This is a genomic window from Microbacterium sp. 22296 (genome assembly GCF_052045385.1).
GTDB lineage: Bacteria > Actinomycetota > Actinomycetes > Actinomycetales > Microbacteriaceae > Microbacterium.
The window spans coordinates 1-1,137 of record NZ_JBQEOS010000004.1 but is presented as its reverse complement, the minus strand read 5'-3'; the positions used below and the strand labels follow the sequence as shown (position 1 = coordinate 1,137).

The window sequence follows — 1,137 nt, the reverse complement described above, 5'->3', positions numbered from 1 at the left end:
CGGCCGCCTGGAGGATGACGACGGGCCCGTTCGTCTCGGGGGACGCCGGCTCGAGCGCGGCCGCGGTGTGCCAGAGGCGGCGGAGGGTCAGCGACGGCGTCCGGAGTTCGTCGACATGCAGGCGAATGACTCCGGCCTCGTCGAGCGGTCGCACGGTCCACCCTCGTAGGGCGGACCACCTGGCCGCGAGATCGCCGCGCAGAGTCAGCCCGCGGCTCAGCGCGTAGGCGGACGTCGATGCGGCGGGGGGCTGCGGCATTGCTCCTCCGGGTGTCGAATCGGGTGCGGCGATGTCATTCATCGTCGACGGCGTTGATCTCCCGTGTCCGGGAGACGGCTGCCCCTTCCCCCGGACGCAGGGCGAACTTCATCCCCCGTGCCGAGGATCTGAACACCGATACGCCGTCATCAGAACGTCGGGACGTCCGGGCGGTTCGTCTCGCTCCGGCGCGCGCACACTCGAGACGCCGCTGACCCTGCGGCAGCTATGCCGGACTGACCCGGCCGTGAGAAGAGGACCCCCATGACCGACCAGCGCACCGAATCAGACAGCATCTTCGACGTCGACACGCCTCCCCCGGGGGAGGTCGGCCGCCGCACCCTCTTGACGGGGGCCGCATGGACGATCCCCGCCATTCTCGTCACACAGTCGACGCCCGCGTTCGCGGCCTCCGGCCCCAGCGTGACGTTCTCACGAGCGAGCTACTCCAGCACCGCGTGCGCACCCATCACGGGGGCGGTGGTCTCGGTCACGACCAACGGTGCGCCGGCGGCTGGCACCCTGGTGACAGCCCTGCTCGCGGATGGGTACACCTTCACGGGTGGGGGCAGCTCCTTCACCGGAACCACGGACTCCTCCGGTTCGTTGGCGCTTCCCTCCATTGTTGTTCCTGCGTCGGCCGTCTCGTCGGTGATCACGGCGTCCACATCGTCCGCGCGGGCGACGGCCACCCTGTCCACGACCGCCAAGTCCTCCGCCGTGTTTGCGGCGGCTCTCGTTTCCACGGCCTTGGGGTCGATGCCGCTGGCGGCGAAGAAGTTGGATGACGGCCGCTATCAGGCGTTCGTGCTGGGCAGTGACGGGCGGGCGTACGGCTGCATCCGGGGAACCGACGACGTGTGGGAGAGCGGCTGGGG

At 70.0% G+C, this 1,137-nt stretch carries 1 protein-coding gene and 1 pseudogene; one reads left to right on the top strand and one right to left on the bottom strand.

Annotated elements, in window-relative coordinates:
- A partial coding sequence (locus ACTJJP_RS09210) for a hypothetical protein (protein ID WP_440774716.1) occupies positions 1–259 on the bottom strand: 259 nt, incomplete at its 3' end.
- Between the two features lie 264 nt (positions 260–523).
- On the opposite strand from ACTJJP_RS09210, the pseudogene ACTJJP_RS09205 reads away from it, so the two are divergent.
- A pseudogene (locus tag ACTJJP_RS09205) lies at positions 524–1,137 on the top strand (hypothetical protein); the annotation flags it as partial.